Raw genomic sequence first — 15682 nt, 5'->3', positions numbered from 1 at the left:
GCGGTTCCTTCACGATGGAGCCATTCCACCGTCAGAGGAGCAGTCATGATCGTCGGAGTCCCCCGCGAGGTCAAGAACCACGAGTACCGGGTGGCGATCACCCCGGCCGGGGTCCACGAACTGACCCGCCGGGGCCACGAGGTCGTCGTCGAGACCGACGCCGGGCTGGGCTCGGCCATCACCGACGAGGAGTTCGTCGCCGCAGGCGCCACGATGCTCGACACCGCCGACGAGGTCTGGGCCGCGGCCGGGCTGGTGCTCAAGGTCAAGGAGCCGATCGAGTCCGAGTACGGCCGCATGCGGTCCGACCAGACCCTCTTCACCTACCTGCACCTGGCCGCGAGCCGGCCGTGCACCGACGCCCTGATGGCGGCGGGCACCACGTCGATCGCGTACGAGACCGTGCAGCTGGCCGACGGATCCCTGCCGCTGCTCGCCCCGATGTCCGAGGTCGCCGGCAAGCTGGCGCCCCAGGTCGGGTTCCACCACCTGCTCAAGAGCCAGGGCGGCCGCGGCGTGCTGCCCGGCGGCGTGCCCGGCGTGCACCCCGCCGAGGTCGTCGTCATCGGTGCCGGAGTCTCCGGCGTCAACGCGGCCGAGGTGGCTGCCGGCATGGGCGCGCACGTGCAGATCCTGGACCTCAACGTGCCGCGGCTGCGCCAGGTGGACGCCCGCTTCGGCGGCCGCATCACCACGATCACCTCCAGCGCGTACGCGATCGACCACGCCGTCCGCGAGGCAGATCTCGTCGTCGGCGCCGTGCTGGTGCCGGGGGCCAAGGCTCCCACGCTGATCAGCGACGACCTGGTGGCGCAGATGCGCCCCGGCTCGGTGCTCGTCGACATCGCCATCGACCAGGGCGGCTGCTTCGAGAGCTCACGCGCGACCACCCACGACGACCCGACGTTCGCCGTGCACGACTCGATCTTCTACTGCGTCGCGAACATGCCCGGCGCCGTTCCGCGCACGTCCACCTACGCGCTGACCAACGTGACCCTCCCGTACGCGGTGGCGCTGGCCGACAAGGGCTGGCAGCAGGCCACGGCCGACGACCCGGCCCTCGCGGCCGGACTGAGCACCCACGACGGAGCCCTGCTCAACGCGGCCGTCGGTGACGCTCTCGGGCTGCCGAGCACGACGATCGGCGCTTGACTGGCGGCATGGAAGGTCAGCGCCCCGGCGACGAGGAGCTGGGGATCGCCGTGCGGTCCGGAGTCTTCGCCGTGATCGCCGCGCTGCTCGCCCAGGTGTCCGGCGGGATGGCCTCGCCGGTCGGCCTGTCGGTCACCTACCTGCTGTGGCTGGCCGCCCTGCTCGCCGCCGCCCGCACGATCGCCGCGCTCGGGGTCGGCGTGTGGCGCCGGACCCGACCCTAGGGCGCGCCTAGGCGTGGGCCAGCGGACGGGCCTCGCGCAGCGCCCGGTTCGAGACGGCGGCCAGCAGCGCGGCAAGCCCGGCTGCGGCGATCGTGACGACGAACGCCGGACGGTGGCCGCCCTGGTCGGCGAGGTGGCCGGCCGTGGCTGCACCCAGCGCGTAGCCGATGCCGGTGGCCCCGGCCAGCAGCGTCATGGCCGTGCCGACCCGGTGCAGCGGCACCAGGATCCCGGCCAGGGCGAAGTTGCTGATCATGTACGGCGCGACGGCGAACCCGAGCAGCGCGATGACGAGCACCAACGCCGGCAGCGAGTCGACCAGCAGCAGCGGCAACGCCAGCGCGAGCAGGGCGAACGCCGCGACGAGCTGCCGGGTGGCGTACAGGATGCGTTCGGGCAGCGCCGCGATCGCCAGGCCGGCGGTGACACTGCCGATGCCGAGCACCGCGTGGATGAGTCCGGCGAGGCCCGCCTGCCCCTCGGCGGTGGCCAGCACCGTGGTGCCGGTCTGCACGCTGCCGAAGATCGTCCCGATGCACAGCTGCGCGACCACCAGCACGGCGAACGGCACGGTCCACAGCGGGTCTGCGCCCACCGCACCCTGCACGGCGTCGCGTGCCACCAGCGCCGAGGTCGGGTGGATCGCGAACCAAGATCCGAAGACCGCCAGCAGCACGGCGGCAGCGATCAGCGCACCGGCCGGTTCGGCGATGATCGCGAGCACCCCGATGAGGGCCGGCCCGAGCACGAACGAGGCCTCGTCGGCAGCGCCTTCGTAGGAGAACGCCGCGTCGACCAGACGGCGCTGGTCGGCCTCGTCGCGCGTGATCGGACGCCACCGGACCCGTGCCAGCGGACCGATCTGCGGGATGGCCAACCCGGTGATCGCCGCGGCCACGAAGATGGCCGCCTCCGAGGCCCCCGGGTGGGTGACCAGGACGATCGAGGCCAGACCCCCGGCCCCGACCAGTGACTGGACGAGCACCACGGGCCGCTGCCCGACCCGGTCGGCCAGCGCTCCCGCGAGCGGCGAGCCGACGGCGTTGGCGACGGCGAGGATGCCCGCGGCGGCACCGCCGACGCCGTACTGGCCGGTGGTCGAGCTGACCAGCACCAGGACGCCGAGCTGGCTCATGGCAAGCGGAATTCGCCCGAGGAAGGCTACGAGGACGTAGGCGGGCCCGACGATCCGCAACAACGCGCGGTAGGCGGCAACTGCTGACACTGCGGAGCACACTCTAGCGGTGACTACAGTCGTTCCATGACCTCGGTGGACGCGACGCTCCTGCGCGCCCGCACGGTGACGTTCTGCTTCTTCGCGATGAACGGCTTCGTGCTCGGCCTGTGGGTCGTGAACATCCCCGAGATCCGCGACCGCACCGGTGCGAGCACCGAGCAGCTGGGCTACCTGATCCTGCTGATGGGCGTCGTCGCGCTCGGCGGCATGCAGGTGTCCGGACGCCTCGTCGACCGGTTCGGCAGCGGTCGGGTGGCGGTCGTGTCGTGCGTCGTGCTCGGCCTGAGCCTCGCGGGACCGGCCTTCGCGACCAGCGTGCCGACCCTCGCCCTCGCACTGGCCGCGCTCGGGTTGTCCAACGGGTTCGTCGACGTGTCGCAGAACTCCCACGCCGTCGAGGTCGAGACCTCCTACGCGCGTCCTATCATGAGCGCGTTCCACGCGTTCTTCTCCCTCGGCGGGCTGGTCGCCTCGCTGGTCGGTGGTGCGGCGATCGGCCTGGGCGTCGACCTGCGCTGGACGTTGTGCACCGGCGGCGCCGTGGTCGTGGCCACGAGCCTGGCAACGGGACCGCACGTGCTGGCGCGCCGTCCGGGCCCGGCGATCAGCCCGGCCGGGTCGACACCTCCACGCGGCACGATCGGCTGGTCTCCGCGGGTGGTGGTGATCGCCCTGCTCGCGTTCGCCCTGTTCCTCAGCGAGGGGGTCGCCTACGACTGGAGCACCGTGCACCTGCACGACACGCTCGGCGCCGACAAGTCCGTCGCGGCCTACGCGTTCGGCGCGTTCTCCGTGGCGATGACGACGGTGCGACTGCTCGCCGACCGCGTCGTGGCGCGGATCGGATCGGCCGCCTACGTGCAGCGCGCCGCACTGGTCGGGGCGGCAGGGCTCACCGGCGCCGCCCTCGCGCCGGTCCCGTGGGTCGCCATCGTCGCCTGGGCGGTGTTCGGCATCGGCCTGGCCGGGTGCATCCCGCAGTTCTTCAGCGCGGCCGGCCGGATCGACCCCGACAACGCCGGCCGCTACATGGCCCGTGTGACCAGCGCGGGCTACCTGGGCCTGCTCGCCGGGCCCGCCGTCATCGGCATCCTGACCCGCTGGGTGTCGCTGCCCACCACGTTCGTCCTGCCGATCGCCGGCTGCGTCGACGCCGGGATCCTGGCCCGCCGAGCCCTGCAGCCCCGACCCGTATCGCTCCAGCCCGCACCGGTGGAGTCCGCATGAGCCGCCCGCTCGAGGAGCTGATGGCACCGGACTGGGCCGCCGCTCTCGCGCCCGTCGCCGACCAGATCGCGGCCATGGGCGAGTTTCTGCGTGCCGAGAACGCCGCCGGACACCGGTACCTGCCGGCCGGGGAGAACGTCCTGCGTGCCTTCGCCGAGCCGTTGGCGCAGGTGAAGGTGCTGGTGGTCGGACAGGACCCGTACCCCACGCCCGGTCACGCCATGGGGCTGTCGTTCTCCGTGGCCCCCGAGGTGCGACCCCTGCCGCCGAGCCTGCGCAACATCTACACCGAGCTGCACGACGACCTCGGGATCGCCCCGGCGGCCGCCGGCGACCTCACCCCGTGGGCCCGCCGGGGCGTGCTGCTGCTCAACCGCGTCCTCACGGTGCGCGCCGGCGACGCCAACAGCCATCGCGGGCAGGGCTGGGAGGCCGTCACCGAGCGTGCGATCACCGCCCTCGTCGAGCGCGGCGGGCCGTTGGTCGCGATCCTGTGGGGAAGCGCGGCACAGAGTCTTGCCCCGATGCTCGGCGGCGTCCCGCAGATCGCCTCCGCGCACCCCAGCCCCCTGTCGTCGTACCGCGGGTTCTTCGGATCGCGCCCCTTCAGCCGCGCCAACGCGCTGCTCGCCGAGCAGGGTGCGGAACCGGTCGACTGGTCACTGCCCCACTAGGCTGCACGGATGGACGACGAACAGCCGAGGGTGCGCGACCGCGCCGTCGTGATCGACGACGCGTTCAGCGGCATGCAGCGCTGGTCGCTGCGCATCGTCGTGATCGCCGCAGCCGGCGTCGTCGTGGGATGGATCGTCGGTCAGCTGTGGGTGATCCTGTTCCCCGTCGCCATCGCGCTGATCGTCACCAGCGTCCTGCAGCCGCCGGTGGCCTGGCTGCGCGGCAAGGGCTGGCCGTCGGCGCTCGCCGCGCTCACCGTCGTCACCGGTTTCGTCGCCCTCATCATCGGCCTCATCGCCGTGCTGACCCCGCAGGTGGCCGGACAGGCCGGCGAGATCGCACGCAGCGCGTCGGACGGCCTGCAGAACGTGCGCGACTGGCTCACCGACGGCCCCCTGAAGCTGTCCGACGGCCAGATCACGCGCGCCGTCAGCGCCGTGCAGGACAAGCTGCAGGAGAGCGCTGCCGCCATCAGCTCGGGGATCTTCTCGACCATCAGCACCGCCACCTCGGCCGTGGTCAACCTGGTGGTCATCGTGCTGCTGACCTTCTACTTCGTGAAGGACGGCCACCGCTTCCTGCCGTGGGCGCGCACCCTGGGCGGCCACCGTGCCGGCGAGCACATCGCCGAGGTGCTGTCGCGCTCGTGGGGGACGCTCGGCGGCTTCATCCGCACCCAGACCCTCGTCGCCCTGATCGACGCCGTGATCATCGGTGCCGGCCTCGCGATCCTGGGCGTCGAGCTGGCCATCCCACTCGCGGTCCTGACGTTCTTCGGCGCCTACATCCCGATCATCGGCGCCTTCGTCAGCGGCGCCGTCGCCGTGCTGGTCACCCTGGTCACCAACAACCCGAAGGACGCGCTCATCGCGCTGATCATCGTGGTCGCGGTCCAGCAGCTCGAGGGCAACGTGCTGTCGCCCTTGCTGCAGGGCAGGAACCTGAACCTGCACCCCGCCGTCGTGCTCCTGGGCGTCACCGCCGGCGGCACGCTCTTCGGCATCACGGGTGCGTTCCTGGCCGTGCCGGTGGTCGCCACGACCGCCGAGATCCTGCGGTACATCAACGAACGCATCGACCACGCGGTCGGGCCGGGCGCTCCTCCCGAGGACTCCCACGTCGCCGAGATCCTCGCCGAGGGCTAGACCCTCGGTCGGGACCTCAGAACACGCTCTCGACCGCAGCGGCGACCCGCTGGTGCACCTCCGGGTGGAACACGCTGGGGATGATGTAGTTGGGCCCCAGCTCGTCGGCACTGACCGAGTCCGCGATCGCGTCGGCGGCCGCCGTCAGGACGTCCATGCCGATGCCGTGGCTGTGCGCGTCGAGGAGGCCACGGAAGATCCCCGGGAACGCGAGCACGTTGTTGATCTGGTTGGGGTGGTCCGAGCGCCCGGTCGCGACGACCGCCGCGTGCCGACGCGCGATCGCCGGGTCGATCTCCGGGTCGGGGTTGGCCAGGGCGAACACGATGGAGTCCTGAGCCATCGAGGCCACGTCCGAGGCGTCGATCAGGTTGGGCGCCGACACTCCGATGAACACGTCGGCGCCGGGCAGCGCGTCGCGCAGCGACCCGGTGACACCGGCACGGTTGGTGTGCGCCGCCGTCCAGGCGAGCGACTCGTGCAGACCGGGCCGGTCGGCGTAGACCACGCCCTCGACGTCGCAGACCAGGACGTCCGAGGCGCCCGCGTGCAGCAGCACCTTCAGGACGGCGGTGCCGGCGGCACCGGCCCCGACGAGCACGATGCGGGCGGTCGCCAGGTCCTTGCCCACGACGCGCAGCGCGTTGCGCAGGGCTGCCAGGACCACCACGGCCGTGCCGTGCTGGTCGTCGTGGAAGACCGGGATGTCCAGACGCTCCCGCAGGCGTTGCTCGATCTCGAAGCATCGCGGTGCGGAGATGTCCTCGAGGTTGATGCCGGCGAAACCGGGGGCGATGGCCGCGACGGTCTCGATGATCTGCTCGACGTCCTGCGTGTCCAGGCACAACGGCCAGGCGTCGATGTCGGCGAACGCCTTGAACAGCGCGGCCTTGCCCTCCATGACCGGCAGCGCGGCCTTGGGTCCGATGTTGCCCAGCCCCAGGACGGCCGAGCCGTCGGTGACCACGGCGACGCTGTTGCGCTTGATGGTCAGCCGTCGCGCGTCCTCGGGATCGACGACGATCGCCTGGCAGATGCGCGCGACGCCGGGCGTGTAGATCATCGAGAGGTCGTCGCGGTTGCGCAGGGGGTGCTTGCTCGCCGTCTCGATGACTCCGCCGAGGTGCATCAGGAAGGTCCGGTCCGAGACCTTGGCGACCACGACGTCGTCGATGGTGCGCAACGCGGCGACGAGCTGGTCGGCGTGCTCTGGCCCGGACGCCGAGACCGTGAGGTCCACCTGCAGCATCTCGGGGGTCGACGACGAGACGTCGAGGGCCGTGACCTGCCCACCAGCACGCTCGACGGCCGCCGTGAGCTCGCTGACCGCGAGCCCTCCAGCGGGAAGAGTGAGACGGACGACGATGGAGTTCGAGATGCTCACGGTGCTCACCTCGATGACTCTACTGGGGCCCGCCGACCCGCCCCCGTCCGCCTGTCAGCGGCATCAGCTCAGTGCTCGCAGGTGCATCCGTCCGTGCCGCAGCACGACCCGCCGGACGGCGACGGCTCGACGTCCAGCGAGGGATTGCGGTCGAAGAAGCCGATCGGCTTGAGCCAGAACGACACGATGTCGGCCGGCATGACCGGCCAGTCCTCGGGCCGGGTGATGTGGTGGATGCCGAACACGTACCAGAGCACCACGTCGGTGTCCGCGGTCGAGCGACCCTGCTGGATCCACTCGGGCAGGCCGTGGTCGACCAGGCTCTGGTTGACGAACTCGCCGGCGGGCCACCGCTCGTCGGCGTCGTGCGGCGTGACCCACACGGTGTGACCGATGACCTGGGCCCGCTGGAACAACGGGGAGGCGGGATCGAAGAACGAGGGGATCGCCCCGGACGGCACCAGCTTGTAGGCCACCGGCGTGCCGAGTCCGTTGGTGGAGCCGTCGTTGACGACCTTCCAGGCGCGCTGGCTCTCCCAGCTGAAGTCGTCGTGCCCCTCGGTCGCGATCGGGGTGCTGACCTGCCGGATGCCCAGCCCGAGCGGGTTGTCCGGACCGATCGGGTCCGCCACCGTCTCGGAGCGGTACACCGTGTTCTGCCGGCCGTCGACCTCCAGGTCCAGGCGCGCGACCAGGAAGTGCTGGTGGAACGGCGCGTACGTCCGCTGGTCGACCAAGGTGCCGTGCGGATGCGGCTGGCCCTCCTCGATGTGGGTGACGACCATGATGCCGGTGGCGCGCACCTCGCACTCGATGTTGCCGTCCTCGTAGAAGCGCCAGTAGACGAGGTACTCGTAGTTGGCGACCGTCACGTGGAACGAGACGACGAAGCGTCGCTGGCGCCGCACCTCCGCCCCTACGTGTCCGCCCGCGCCGTCGTCGCCGTGGTCGACGTGCTTCCAGCCGACGGCGCTGTCCTCCTCGTGCAGACAGATGGCGTTGGTGATCGTGTAGGGCTCGCCCGTGCTGTCGTGCAGCACGGCATCGAGGTACCGGATCTCGCCCAGGCAGTCGCAGCCGAGCTCCAGCGACTGGGTCATGAAGCCCAGCCCCCACTCACCGATGTCGAAGGCCGTGCGCCGGAAGTGGTCGACGCTGGGGTCGCGGTAGGGCACGATCATCTCGGCGAAGCTCAGCTTGTGGGCGATCGGCCGCGTGCGGCCGGCGTCGTCGTACGTGACGGCGTGGATCGTCATGCCCTCGCGGTGGTTGAAGCCGACGCGCATCGTCCAGTTCTGCCAGCGCAGCTCGTGGCCGTCGACCTCGAAGCCGATGCCCTCGGGCTGGGTGACCTCCAGCGGCTTGCGCGGCGGCCGGTGGCCCTTGAGCCGGTCCGGCACGTGACGTGGCACGTACTCGCCCATCACCTCAGGACGCGACACCGTGTGGGTGTCCTCGATGTCGAGCAGCTCCATGGTGTTGATGTCGATGACGCAGTGCAGCCCGTTGACCGGCCCCGCGTAGGGGTTGGCTCCGGGCGCTGCGCGGACCCAGGTGTCCGACCAGCCGATGCGTCGGTCCTTCCACTGCTCGGGCATCACGGCCTCGCCGTAGGTCCAGGTGTCCATGAACACCAGCGAGAGGTCGGTGATGCCACGGCGCTCGAGGGCGGCGATGACGTCGGGGTGCGCCCGCAGCGCGGCGTCGGCCTCCTCCCACTCGTCGACGGTGAAGTTGGCCTGCACGCCGGGGACGTGGTCGAACGACAGGACCGCGCCGGCGGTCAGGTCGACGCGGCCGCGGAACGTGCGGTTCGTGGCGCGCTCGAGGCACATCGCCTCGACCACGCGGGCCGGAGCCGGCCCTCCCGCACCGAAGGCGTCGAGGGCGGTCTTGGCCGGCTCGACGGCCTCGATGGAGCAGTAGCGCCAGCCCTCACCGACCCCGTGATCTCGGTGCAGCAGTGCCGTGGTGGCGCGAAACTCGTCAGCGCCGAGGGGATCGAGAGGATGTTCCATGACGAGATCATGGCACCGTCGGCGGTCAGCGTCCTCTCGTCAGCACGACGGCCTGGTCGTCGACGGCGTGGATGAGCGCCGCGACGTCGTCGAGGGCGTCAGCGGGGCAGCTGACCTCGAAGTTGCCCGGGGGCTCTCGCCGGGACCCGATCCAGCAGTCGACACCGGCCTCGCGGAGCGCGACGATGATCGGCCGGCTGGGACGTCCGTCGCCCGGGCCCCACGCGACGACCCGCGGCTTCTCGCGGACCTCGTTGCTCAAACCCATGCGGCTGTGGTCGGGCGGAGGCGCCACCTTGCGGGTGCTCTGGAAGGGCCGCTGGTTCTCGGAGGGCTGGGCGTCGCTCATCGGTCCACCGATCGGTTCGTCCCGACGAGATCGGGCTGTGTGGACACAGACCTGAGGACGCCGCTGACCCCATCCTACGGTGCGACGCGGACGAGCAGGTGGGTTACGCCGACGGCTGATCCGCCAGGGCCTCGGCCAGCACGTCGAGGGCCTCGGTGAGCAGGTCGTCGCTGATCGACAGCGGTGGCAGAAAACGCAGGACGTTGCCGAACGTGCCGCAGGTGAGCACGATGACCCCGGCCGCGTGAGCCGCCTTGGCCACCGCCGCGGTGAGCGCCGGGTCGGGATCGGCAGTCCCGGAGTGCACCAGCTCGACGGCGATCATCGCGCCGCGTCCCCGCACGTCGCCGATCCGGTCGTCGTCGGCCTGCATCCGGTGCAGGCGGTCCTTCATCAGCGTCTCGATGGCGGCCGCCCGCTGCACCAGGTCGTCGGCCTCGATCGTCTCGATGGTGGCCAACGCGGCGGCGCAGGCGATCGGGTTGCCGCCGTAGGTGCCACCGAGCCCGCCGGTGTGCGGGGCGTCCATGATCTCGGCCCTGCCGGTCACCGCCGACAGCGGCAGTCCGCCGGCGATGCCCTTGGCGGTGACGATCAGGTCGGGCTCGATGCCCTCGTGGTCGCAGGCGAACATCGCGCCGGTGCGGGCGAAGCCGGTCTGCACCTCGTCGGCGATGAACACCACGTTGTTCGCGCGGCACCAGTCGAGCAGCGTCTGCAGGAACCCGTCGGCCGGCACGATGAATCCACCCTCACCCTGCACCGGCTCGACGACCACGGCGGCGAGGTTGTCGGCGCCCACCTGCTTCTCGATCACCGTGATGGCGCGGCGGGCGGCGAGCCCTCCATCCATCGCGCTCTCCTTGTCGAGCAGCCCGTCGCGGTACGGGTACGACATCGGCGCGCGGTAGACCTCGGGGGCGAACGGGCCGAAGCCGCTCTTGTACGGCATCGACTTGGCCGTCAGCGCCATCGTCAGGTTGGTGCGGCCGTGGTAGGCGTGGTCGAACGCCACCACGGCCTGCTTCTTGGTGTGTGCCCGGGCGATCTTGACGGCGTTCTCGACCGCCTCGGCGCCGGAGTTGAACAGGACCGAGCGCTTGTCGCCGGAGCCGGGCGTCAGCTCGTTGAGCTTCTCGGCCACCGCGACGTACTCGTCGTAGGGCGTGACCATGAAGCAGGTGTGGGTGAAGTCGGCGACCTGCGCCGACACGGCGTCGACGACCCGGGGTGCGGCGTTGCCGATCGTGGTCACCGCGATGCCGGACCCCAGGTCGATGAACCGGTTGCCGTCGACGTCCTCGACGATGCCACCGCCCGCGCGCGCCACGAACACCGGCATCGTCGTGCCGACACCGGTGGCGACGGCAGCGGTCTTGCGGGCCATCAGCTCCACGGATCGCGGTCCGGGGACGTCCGTCACGAGGTGGCGCGACTGGGGCAGGTCGGTGGTCATGGGCACTCCTCGTCGATGGACGGACATCGTCTCAGGTGGAGACTACGGCCCGCTGCGGCTCAGGAGTCGAAACCCAGGCCCAGTCTGTCGAGCGTGCGCAGCAGCAGGTTGCGACGACCCTCGTGGTGGTCGGCCCGGTCCAACGACCAGGTCGTCGCCTTGATGCCGATCGCCGCGATCGGCTCGGGCGGGAACGGCAACGGCTTCTTGCGCACCATCTCCAGCTGCGTCCGCGGTGTCTCCTCACCGGCGAGGCGGTCGAGCATGACCTCGGCGGCGAAGCGGGTGGCGGCGACACCGAGCCCGGTGAAGCCGGCGGCGTAGGCCACCCGGCCGCGACGGGCCAGCCCGTGGAAGGCGCAGAACTGCGTCGAGGTGTCGATCGGCCCGGCCCAGCGGTGGCTGAAGCCGAGGCCCTCCAGCTGCGGGTAGGTGGTGAGGAAGTGCGACGCGAGGCGCCGGTACGACGCGTCGCGGTCCTCGTACTGCGACCGCACCGCGCGTCCGGGGTGGTAGATCGCGTCGTAGCCGCCGTACAGGATGCGGTGGTCGGCGGTGAGCCGCGAGTAGTGGAACTGGTTGGCCAGGTCGCTGACGCCCTGCCGGTGCCGCCACCCCACCGAGGCGAGCTGGTCGGGGTTCATCGGCTCGGACATCAGCACGTAGTCGTACACAGGGACGGTCGACAGGCGGGCACGGCGCAGCAGGGGCCGGAACACGTTGGTGGCCAGGGCCACCGCTGTGCTGCGCACCGATCCGCGAGCCGTGCTGACGGTGACCGGCCCCGACAGGCCCGAGGCGAGTCCGACGACGCCGGAGTGCTCGTGGATCTCGACACCGAGGTCCGTGGCGACACGGGCGAGCTCGCGCGCGAGCCGGCCGGGGTGCACGAGGGCGCAGTCGTCCTTGGACCAGCGTCCGGCGCGGTAGATCGGGCTGGCGATCTCGGCCTGCACGGCCGCCTCGTCGAGCCACTCCCCCTCGTCGGACTCCTCCAGCCAGCGGACCTCGTGCGGCTCGTAGGCGACCGCCATCGTGCCGGTGCGCTCGAACTGGACGTCGAGTCCGAGGTCGGTGACGTCGCGCTCGATGGCATCGAGATTGGCCAGGCCCATCTGCTCGAGCGTGTCGAACTCGTCGGGCCAGCGGCTTCGCCCGTTCTCCTCGCCGTGGGTCAGGCTCGCCTCGGCGAACCCGCCGTTGCGGCCCGACGCAGCCCATCCGACCGACTCGGCCTCGAGCAGCACGACCCGCGCCTGCGGATCACGTCGCTTTGCGAGCACAGCGGTCCACAGCCCGCAGTAGCCGCCGCCCACGACGGTCAGGTCGGCTTCACGGTGGCCCTCGAGCAGCGGGTAGCTCGTGCCGGGAGCGTCGTCGAGCCAGAACACGCGGTGCTCGGCGGCGGCCAGGGCCGCGTCGACCTGCGTGTCCGACGGCGCCTGCCGCTCGAAGACCGTGCTGTGGCTAGCCATGGGCGTCATGATCGCAGGTCGACCCGCTCGCCGTCAGTGAAGATCTTGGGGAACGTCCTCGGGAGTCGCCGCCACGGATGCATCGCGCGAGCGCTCGCGGCGAGCGGCGGCCAGGGTCAGCAGCGCCAACAGACACCAGCCGGCCAGCACCTCGACCGGTCGGGCCGCGAACCCGCCGAAGTACGCCTGGCCGCGACCGGCCTCCAGCGCCGCACCGTGCGGCAGCCACGGCGTCAGGGTGGCCCACGGCTGCGGAAGCATCGAGGTGGACGTGAGGTGCGCCATCGGGGCCGCCGGCAGCACCAGCAGCGCCATCGCCACACCGATCCCCAGCACACCGAAGAGGCTCTCCAGGGCGAACGTCACGCCGGTGGTGGCCGCCAGCGTCAGCCCGGCGATCAGCCACCACGCACCCGCGTCTCCGTCGTAGCGCGCGGCAGCCCCCAGGCCCACCAACAGGCCGAGCGCCACCGAGATCATCGCCACGAAGCCCAGCCGCACCAGGCCGTGCCGGAAGGTCGGCTCGACGGGCCCCCGAACCCAGGTGATCGCGACCGGAGCGACGAAGCCGAGCAACAGGCACAGCGCCACGACCGCGAACACCCCCCGCGCGTCGTCGTCGCCGGGCCGTGTCGCGACCACGTCCTCGACGTCGATCTCGCGCCCGAACGACCGTTCCACGGTGTCAGCCACGCGTACCAGGGCCCGATTCAGGTCGGCGCCGTTGGCCGACGCCAGTATCATCGTGTCCTTCTCACGGCGCAGATCGACGACGACGGCCGCGTCGATCGACCCGTCGGAGACCGCGGCCCGCGCGGCCGTCGCCGATCGGACCGCGCGCACGTCGAGGTCACCGTGGCCGGACCGGCGGACCTGGTCGATCACGGCCGCCGAGACCACCGGCGGCGCGACGACGGCCACCACGGACGTCCGGGGCGACGACGGTGCACCTGCCAGCACGATCGACGCGAGCACGAGGACCTGGAGGGCCACCACGACCGCCACGGACCACCGGCGGGTGCGCTCCATGACGTCGAGGCTAGCGAACCATGTGCGAGCGTTGTCCCGTGACGCGTTCTCGACTCCCGTGGCGGCTGCGCGTCGCGCTGGTGACCACACCGGCGGCCGTGCTGCTGGTGACGGCCATCGCCGTCGCGCCGCACCCGGGCCCGACCACCGCCCCCGCCCCGTCCCTGGCCAGCCAGACCCGCTGCCTCCCCGTCCAGGACGTCACCACCGTGGGCGAGCTGAATCGTCTCGTGGGCACCCTCCGCGGCAGCGGCGAGTTCCAGGGAGCCGACGTCGGGGCGGACGTGACGCTGCAGGACGGCCGTCGCCTGTGGGTCTTCGGCGACACCCTGCGAGCGGCAGACTTCGTCGGCCAGCGCTTCGTGCGCAACTCGATGCTCGTGTTCGGGCCCACCTGCGCGAACGCGGTGCTCCCGGCCGACGGCGGGGCGCTGATCCCCGATCGCGCGGACGGGGTGGGGTACTGGCCGATGTCGATCGCACACATCGAGCGCACCGGCTACGACCTCGTCGGTGTGACGGCCCAGCGCGTCCAGGGTGCGACGGCGCCCGACGGGGCGCTCGCCTTCGAGAACCTCGGCCCGGCGGTCGCGGTGTTCGTCGTGCGCGTCGGCGGCGTGCCCCAGCTGGTGAGCGTCACCGACATCGGACCCGACAGGTCGGGGACCCGGCAACCGACGTGGGGCGCGGCCAGCACGGTGCACGACGGGTGGGCCTACCTGTACGGCACGGCGAACCAGGGGGACACGTTCGGATTCTCGTTGCAGGTGGCCCGCACACGTCCCGAGACCATCAACGAACCGTCCACGTGGCGCTACTGGGACGGAGCGCGGTGGCAGAAGCGGGCCACGCGGGCTGCCGTGCTGATCCCGGCCGACGGGGGTGTGTCGCAGACGCTGAGCGTGTTCGAGCAGGACGGACGGTGGTACGCGGTCAGCAAGCGTGACGAGTTCCTCGGCTCGGACGTGGTCATCTGGAGCGCCCCCGGGCCGACCGGGCCGTTCACTGCCGGGCCGCCGGTCGCACGCATCCCGACCGACACGGCGACCGGGACACTGCGCTACATGCCGCTGGCGCACCCCGAGCTGCTGCCCGAGAAGGGGACGGTGGTCATCTCCTACAGCCAGAACAACACCGACGTGCAGAAGGTGGAGGCCGACCCGTTCCTGTACCGTCCGGCGTTCCTGCGCGTGGACCTGCCCGACTGACTCAGCGCAGGGCGGCCGTGGACCGTCCGTCGAAGATCGGCGCGGCGAGAGCGGCGTCGTACTCGGCGCGCAGCTGCTGCACCAGCTCGGCGACGCTCTGGCGCTTGGTGACGCTGCCGACGCCCTGGCCAGAGCCCCAGATGTCGCGCCACGCCTTGGCGTCCGAGCCACCGCCGGAACCGAAGTCCATCGCCGACGGGTCGGACTCGGGCAGGTCGGCCGGGTCGAGCCCGGCGGCCTCGATGCTGCCCTTGAGGTAGTTGCCGTGCACGCCGGTGAACAGGTTGCTGTAGACGATGTCGTCGGCCGTGCTGTCGACGATCATCTGCTTGTACGCCTCGGTGTTGTTGGCCTCGTCGGTCGAGATGAACGCCGAACCCACGTACGCCAGGTCGGCGCCGGCGACCTGCGCGGCGAGGATCGATGCACCGTGCGCGATCGAGCCCGAGAGCAGCAGCGGGCCGTCGAACCACTGACGGATCTCCCGCACCAGCGCGAAGGGCGAGGTGGTGCCGGCGTGTCCACCCGCACCTGCGGCCACGGCGATCAGACCGTCAGCGCCCTTCTCGATCGCTTTGTGCGCGAACCGGTCGTTGATGACGTCGTGCAGCACGATGCCGCCGTAGGAGTGGATCGCGTCGTTGATCTCCGGACGCGCCCCCAGCGAGGTGATCACGATCGGCACCCGGTGGTCGACGCACATCTGCACGTCGGCCTCGAGGCGGTCGTTGGACTTGTGCACGATCTGGTTCACGGCGAACGGCGCGACGGGCTTCTCGGGGTGCTGGTCGGCGAACGCGGTGGTCTGCTCGGTGATCTGGTCCAGCCAGTCGCCCAGCATCGACGCCGGACGAGCGTTCAGCGCCGGGAAGGAGCCGATGACGCCGGACGTGCACTGGGCCACGACCAGCTCAGGTCCTGACACGATGAACAGCGGCGAGGCGAGGACGGGCAGCGCCATGGGGCGGCGCAGGATCTCGGGCAGGGTCACGACGAAGCTCCTCGGGTATGTGCAACTCGTTGCATAGTAGCGGTGGGCGCCGCGGCCTGCCTCGCGGGTCGCCGGGGCCGCCGACGACGTCGCGCCCGAGGGCACCTGAGCG

At 71.3% G+C, this 15682-nt stretch carries 14 protein-coding genes; 6 read left to right on the top strand and 8 right to left on the bottom strand.

Annotated elements, in window-relative coordinates:
• The first annotated feature begins 45 nt into the window (after positions 1 to 45).
• Together ald and AC0L5F_RS13485 are read left to right on the top strand one after the other, a co-directional pair.
• Positions 46 to 1152 (top strand): alanine dehydrogenase, encoded by a 1107-nt coding sequence (gene ald / locus AC0L5F_RS13490; protein ID WP_473313921.1) that lies wholly within the window; start codon positions 46 to 48, stop codon positions 1150 to 1152.
• An 8-nt stretch (positions 1153 to 1160) separates the two neighbouring features.
• Positions 1161 to 1376, top strand: a complete 216-nt coding sequence (locus AC0L5F_RS13485) for a hypothetical protein (RefSeq protein ID WP_473313920.1) — start codon at positions 1161 to 1163, stop codon at positions 1374 to 1376.
• A 7-nt stretch (positions 1377 to 1383) separates the two neighbouring features.
• Here AC0L5F_RS13485 and AC0L5F_RS13480 read toward each other — a convergent pair whose 3' ends face one another.
• Positions 1384 to 2601 (bottom strand): MFS transporter, encoded by a 1218-nt coding sequence (locus AC0L5F_RS13480; RefSeq protein WP_473313919.1) that lies wholly within the window; start codon positions 2599 to 2601, stop codon positions 1384 to 1386.
• A 36-nt stretch (positions 2602 to 2637) separates the two neighbouring features.
• Between AC0L5F_RS13480 and AC0L5F_RS13475 the strand changes: the two genes are divergently transcribed.
• Genes AC0L5F_RS13475 through AC0L5F_RS13465 form a run of 3 tightly spaced genes read left to right on the top strand, consistent with a single transcriptional unit; the run spans position 2638 to position 5660 of the window.
• On the top strand, positions 2638 to 3840 hold the full coding sequence (locus tag AC0L5F_RS13475; protein ID WP_473313918.1) for an MFS transporter: 1203 nt from the start codon (positions 2638 to 2640) through the stop codon (positions 3838 to 3840).
• Positions 3837 to 4514, top strand: coding sequence for a uracil-DNA glycosylase (locus AC0L5F_RS13470; RefSeq protein ID WP_473313917.1), 678 nt, complete (start codon positions 3837 to 3839; stop codon positions 4512 to 4514). The genes AC0L5F_RS13475 and AC0L5F_RS13470 overlap by 4 nt, the downstream gene beginning before the upstream one ends.
• A gap of 9 nt (positions 4515 to 4523) precedes the next feature.
• Entirely contained in the window at positions 4524 to 5660 is a 1137-nt protein-coding gene (locus AC0L5F_RS13465) for an AI-2E family transporter (protein ID WP_473313916.1), read from the top strand.
• Positions 5661 to 5676: 16 nt separating this feature from the next.
• Here AC0L5F_RS13465 and AC0L5F_RS13460 read toward each other — a convergent pair whose 3' ends face one another.
• The 6 genes from AC0L5F_RS13460 to AC0L5F_RS13435 all read right to left on the bottom strand — a co-directional run bounded on the left by AC0L5F_RS13460 (position 5677) and on the right by AC0L5F_RS13435 (position 13371).
• Positions 5677 to 7053: an NAD-dependent malic enzyme gene (locus AC0L5F_RS13460; protein ID WP_473313914.1), complete on the bottom strand. Its 1377-nt coding sequence runs from the start codon at positions 7051 to 7053 to the stop codon at positions 5677 to 5679.
• Positions 7054 to 7112: 59 nt separating this feature from the next.
• Positions 7113 to 9062 (bottom strand): primary-amine oxidase, encoded by a 1950-nt coding sequence (locus AC0L5F_RS13455; protein WP_473313913.1) that lies wholly within the window; start codon positions 9060 to 9062, stop codon positions 7113 to 7115.
• A gap of 25 nt (positions 9063 to 9087) precedes the next feature.
• The gene (locus tag AC0L5F_RS13450; RefSeq protein WP_473313911.1) at positions 9088 to 9411 is read right to left on the bottom strand and encodes a hypothetical protein; all 324 of its coding nucleotides are present in this window, start codon (positions 9409 to 9411) and stop codon (positions 9088 to 9090) included.
• A gap of 103 nt (positions 9412 to 9514) precedes the next feature.
• A complete protein-coding gene (gene gabT / locus AC0L5F_RS13445; protein WP_473313910.1) occupies positions 9515 to 10867 on the bottom strand; it encodes a 4-aminobutyrate--2-oxoglutarate transaminase in 1353 nt (450 codons plus the stop codon).
• 59 nt (positions 10868 to 10926) lie between these two features.
• Entirely contained in the window at positions 10927 to 12342 is a 1416-nt protein-coding gene (locus AC0L5F_RS13440; RefSeq protein ID WP_473313909.1) for an NAD(P)/FAD-dependent oxidoreductase, read from the bottom strand.
• A gap of 33 nt (positions 12343 to 12375) precedes the next feature.
• Positions 12376 to 13371, bottom strand: coding sequence for a hypothetical protein (locus AC0L5F_RS13435; protein ID WP_473313908.1), 996 nt, complete (start codon positions 13369 to 13371; stop codon positions 12376 to 12378).
• A 38-nt stretch (positions 13372 to 13409) separates the two neighbouring features.
• On the opposite strand from AC0L5F_RS13435, the gene AC0L5F_RS13430 reads away from it, so the two are divergent.
• A complete protein-coding gene (locus tag AC0L5F_RS13430; protein WP_473313907.1) occupies positions 13410 to 14579 on the top strand; it encodes a DUF4185 domain-containing protein in 1170 nt (389 codons plus the stop codon).
• Between the two features lies 1 nt (position 14580).
• On the opposite strand, the gene AC0L5F_RS13425 is transcribed toward AC0L5F_RS13430, so the two are convergent.
• Complete coding sequence (locus AC0L5F_RS13425; RefSeq protein WP_473313906.1) at positions 14581 to 15570, bottom strand: NAD(P)H-dependent flavin oxidoreductase; 990 nt, start codon at positions 15568 to 15570, stop codon at positions 14581 to 14583.
• Between the last annotated feature and the right edge of the window lie 112 nt (positions 15571 to 15682).

This window comes from Aeromicrobium sp. 10G20-16, from assembly GCF_055809665.1.
Note: the sequence above shows the minus strand (reverse complement) of the source record. Positions and strands in the feature narration are given on the sequence as shown.

What these genes read in the sequence shown, in the direction of transcription:
- AC0L5F_RS13450 (WP_473313911.1), bottom strand. Translation starts at nt 9,411, where the DNA reads ATGAGCGACGCCCAGCCCTCCGAGAACCAGCGGCCCTTCCAGAGCACC.
- gabT (WP_473313910.1), bottom strand. Translation starts at nt 10,867, where the DNA reads ATGACCACCGACCTGCCCCAGTCGCGCCACCTCGTGACGGACGTCCCC.
- AC0L5F_RS13455 (WP_473313913.1), bottom strand. Translation starts at nt 9,062, where the DNA reads ATGGAACATCCTCTCGATCCCCTCGGCGCTGACGAGTTTCGCGCCACC.
- ald (WP_473313921.1), top strand. Translation starts at nt 46, where the DNA reads ATGATCGTCGGAGTCCCCCGCGAGGTCAAGAACCACGAGTACCGGGTG.
- AC0L5F_RS13435 (WP_473313908.1), bottom strand. Translation starts at nt 13,371, where the DNA reads ATGGAGCGCACCCGCCGGTGGTCCGTGGCGGTCGTGGTGGCCCTCCAG.
- AC0L5F_RS13470 (WP_473313917.1), top strand. Translation starts at nt 3,837, where the DNA reads ATGAGCCGCCCGCTCGAGGAGCTGATGGCACCGGACTGGGCCGCCGCT.
- AC0L5F_RS13485 (WP_473313920.1), top strand. Translation starts at nt 1,161, where the DNA reads ATGGAAGGTCAGCGCCCCGGCGACGAGGAGCTGGGGATCGCCGTGCGG.
- AC0L5F_RS13475 (WP_473313918.1), top strand. Translation starts at nt 2,638, where the DNA reads ATGACCTCGGTGGACGCGACGCTCCTGCGCGCCCGCACGGTGACGTTC.
- AC0L5F_RS13440 (WP_473313909.1), bottom strand. Translation starts at nt 12,342, where the DNA reads ATGGCTAGCCACAGCACGGTCTTCGAGCGGCAGGCGCCGTCGGACACG.
- AC0L5F_RS13465 (WP_473313916.1), top strand. Translation starts at nt 4,524, where the DNA reads ATGGACGACGAACAGCCGAGGGTGCGCGACCGCGCCGTCGTGATCGAC.